This window comes from Arthrobacter cheniae (assembly GCF_003602275.1).
Lineage (GTDB): Bacteria > Actinomycetota > Actinomycetes > Actinomycetales > Micrococcaceae > Arthrobacter_D > Arthrobacter_D cheniae.
In genome coordinates, this window is record NZ_QZVT01000024.1 from 1 (window position 1) to 3,795 (window position 3,795).

The 3,795-nt window shown below is 61.7% G+C and carries 2 protein-coding genes; both read left to right on the plus strand.

From position 1 onward, the window contains the following. Window positions 1-1,997: 1,997 nt before the first annotated feature. Window positions 1,998-2,978 (plus strand): Ig-like domain-containing protein, encoded by a 981-nt coding sequence (locus D6T63_RS20330; protein ID WP_456236544.1) that lies wholly within the window; start codon window positions 1,998-2,000, stop codon window positions 2,976-2,978. Continuing rightward, window positions 2,959-3,513 (plus strand): CBM96 family carbohydrate-binding protein, encoded by a 555-nt coding sequence (locus D6T63_RS18725; protein WP_235830874.1) that lies wholly within the window; start codon window positions 2,959-2,961, stop codon window positions 3,511-3,513. The genes D6T63_RS20330 and D6T63_RS18725 overlap by 20 nt, the downstream gene beginning before the upstream one ends. Window positions 3,514-3,795 lie beyond the last annotated feature (282 nt).

Here is a 3,795-nt window from a genome sequence, read left to right on the forward strand (position 1 = left end):
GGTACTGCACCCGAGAGAGTGTGGGAGAGTAGGACACCGCCGGACAACCATTACACACGGAAGGCCCCACACCACCAGGTGCGGGGCCTTCCGTACGTTAACCTAGGTATACGGGCAGACCGACACACCACACCCCAACCCGCCACACCACACCGGGGCGCCCGGGTATACGGACACAGCGGCCGGCCCGCCGCGCCGCATCGGCCAACCAGCCACACCGGAACACCAGCCAACCTGCACACCGGTGCAGCCGCTGCAGGCGATGGCCACCGTGATACAGACTCCAGCTGACTCCAACCGTCTACCGAACCCGCCCGCCGGTCCCAGCCCGCGGTAAAGACACAGTGAGTCGAGAGACTCATGCAACATCCCCTGCTTGTTCCGCGTCGGCCGCTCGGCCGGCTGGTCGCGCTCGAGCTCGGGGAATGCAGCCATCACGGTGAGCGTGGCTCTGACCTTCTGCCCCTTCCTTAGTGATAGTGATTCTTCATGCATCTTTGCGGAAGGGAGTAGCCCAATGTGTCAGATCATCGTTATGACCCGGCAGCTTGCCGGAGGTTGCCCGTCCAGCTTCCACACCGCCTCGTGCTCGCCGGCCCGAAGGTAATTCTGCATCTTCTCGAGTTTTAGCCGGGGTGGCCCTTGTCCTACTCATATCGTGATTCGAAATAACCCGTCTCGAAGCCCGACAAAGAAGGCTGCATGCTGCGGATCTGCGTTCTGGTTGGAGGTGCTGACTCTGGCATATCCGTTGCATCCCGCCCTTGGCGATCCCTCACACTCATCGACGGCATACCCTCTTTTTCGCGTAGAAAGTTGGGGCAAGACACAGCGGGGAGTAGAAACGGGGTTGTCCGCGAATTGTCACCGCAACGGTCTGGTTGAGGTTCATCACCCGAAAGGGTTGCTTCTCCTGCTTTGACCAAAGACACTGGACGAACCTGGGGAGGGATCGGCATTCACATCAACTTCAGGGAGCAACGATGCTGCACTTCAAATCTCCTCACTCGGGCGGGCGTAGTAGAGGTCGCAGGGCCTCTTGGATCGGCGCGCTGCTGACAGCGTTGTTGCTCGCGCTGGGCGCCCTGGTGATGCCGGTTCCGGCGACGGCCGCTCCGGGAGATGTCGGAGTGGAGGGTCCGTCGCATACGGGAACGGGAACGCCGACGGGTACGAAGCGGGCCACGAGTGTGTTGTGGTTCAACGACGGGCTCTGGTGGGGGAACCTGTGGGACACCGCGAGCTCGGACTTCCATATCTTTCGGTTCAATGCCGCGACGAGCACGTGGGTCGATACGGGTGTGGCGACGGACCCGCGGGCAAGCACGCATCATGACGTGCTATGGGACGGGACGACGTTGAATGTCGCGAGTTACCGGTTCGTCAATGACGGATTGCCGGCTGAGCCGAACTTCCCGACGACGATGCGGCGTTACAGCTACAACGCGAGTACGAAGGCGTACACGCTGCTGAGCTCTACCCAGATCAACAACCAGCGCGTCGAGGCCCTGACCATCGATAAGGACTCGACCGGTCGGGTATGGGCCACCTGGCAGCAGGGGAACCGAATTTACCTGAACTCCACTAATACGGACGGCAGGACGTGGGGGACGCCGTTCGCACATCCCGCGGCGTTGAGCAATGTGTCCGTGGACGACACGTCGGCGGTCATCGCCTTCGACGGGAACAAGATGGGTGTGATGTGGAGCCGGCAGGTCGGCGATGCCACCGACGGCATGTACTGGAGCTACCACGTGGATGGAGCGTCGAATACCTCCTGGACTACGCCGGTGGCGGCGGTATCAGGGGCGCGCAGCGGTGATGACCACATGAACCTGAAGTGGCTGGACTCCTCCGGCGGCAGCGTATTCGCCGCTATCAAGACATCGTTCACGTCCTCCTCCCAGCCGCTGATCCAGCTGTTGAAATTGAGCGGTACGACGTGGACGGCGCACACGATCGCGACCGTGGCGGAGTGCCCAAATCGGGTGATCGTCATGATCGACGAGAGCACCCAAAGGCTACGTACCTTCGCCACCTACCCGAAGCCCAGTGGCACGACGAACGCTGGTGTCTGCACCAGTTCGGGAGGTGCGATCTACGAAAAATCCACGCCGCTGGACAACATCAGCTTCACCACCACGAAAACGGATCGCATCGTCGATGCCGACCAGTATGTGCACAACGTGTCATCGACGAAGCAAAACCTCAACTCCTCGACGCGCGGCACGGCCAACAGCGGTCTGCTGGTGCTCGCGGATGTAAACGCCACAAGCCGGTACTGGCATTACTACGACTCCAGCGGGGGTAGCGGTGGTGGTGATACGACGGCTCCGACGGTGACCACTACGTCGCCGACTACTGGCGCGGTTAATGTGGTGGCGTCGGCGAATGTGACGGGGACGTTCTCGGAGGCGATGAACCCGGCGACGGTCACCTCGTCCACATTCACCTTGACGGGGCCTGGGACGACGTCGGTACCGGCCGCTGTGACATACAGCGGCAACGTTGCGACGCTGAACCCGACTGCGGATCTGGCAGTAAATACCACGTATACGGCCACGATCAAGAGCGGCGCCAGTGGGGTGAAGGATGTTGCCGGTAACGCGTTGGCGGCGGACAGGACGTGGACCTTCACCACCACGGCTCCCGCGGCCGGTGATACGACGGCTCCGACGGTGACGGCAACGTCGCCAACTACTGGCGCGGTTGGTGTGGTGGCTTCGGCGAATGTGACGGGGACGTTCTCGGAGGCGATGGATGCGACGACGATTACCTCGTCCACGTTTACGTTGACGGGGCCTGGGACGACGTCGGTACCGGCCGCTGTGACATACAGCGGCAACGTTGCGACGCTGAACCCGACTGCCGAGTTGGTGGCAAGTACGACGTATACGGCCACGATCAAGGGCGGCGCCAGTGGGGTGANCGGCCACGATCAAGGGCGGCGCCAGTGGGGTGAAGGATGTTGCCGGTAACGCGTTGGCGGCGGACAGGACGTGGACCTTCGCAACCACGGCCGGCGGCGCGTCGCAGACCGTCAATATCTCGGCCACCGCTGACAGCTATGTCTCCGGCGGGGTGCCAACCACGAACTTCGGCACCAGTGCCATGCTGGGTGTCGACAATAGCCCGGTTGAGGTTGCGTACCTGAAGTTTGACCTGTCGGCCTATGCGGGTAGGACGCTGGAAAGTGCGACGCTGCAGTTGCGTAGCGCTGGCAGCGGATCAACAGGCAGTCAAAATGTGAAGCTCGTCGCTGTTGACACCTGGACTGAAACCGGGATCACCTTCAACAACCGTCCGGCGCTCGGCACAAGCATCGGCACGTTCGGTCCCACCGCGACCAACACCACCTACAACGTTCCGCTGGCCGTCAGCGGACTCGTTGGAGAGCCCGGCGGGCAACTTTCTCTTGGTCTTGACTCCAGCAGCAGCGACGGCCTGGACCTCAACTCCAAGGAAGCCGGCAGCACACTCGCACCCACACTGGTGCTCACCTTCAGGCAGTAGGGCACCGCTAGCAGACCGACGCCACAGTGCCGGGACTTCATCCGAGAGGGTCTGGTCCCGGCACTGCCATGTACACCTGTAGTCAGTAGTCAGTTGTCCGGTTCAGGCCGCAAGATCTCACGAAGCGAAGCGGGACATTGGACGAACCATCACACTGAACCGCATCAATCAGGCCTCCCTGGGTTGATTTGGTGGTGGGGGTGGGGTGGTCGTATAGTTATGGAGTTGCCCCGGTGTGGGTGACAATCCCCCTTTGATGAAGTTGATGTTGTTCCGGCGTGT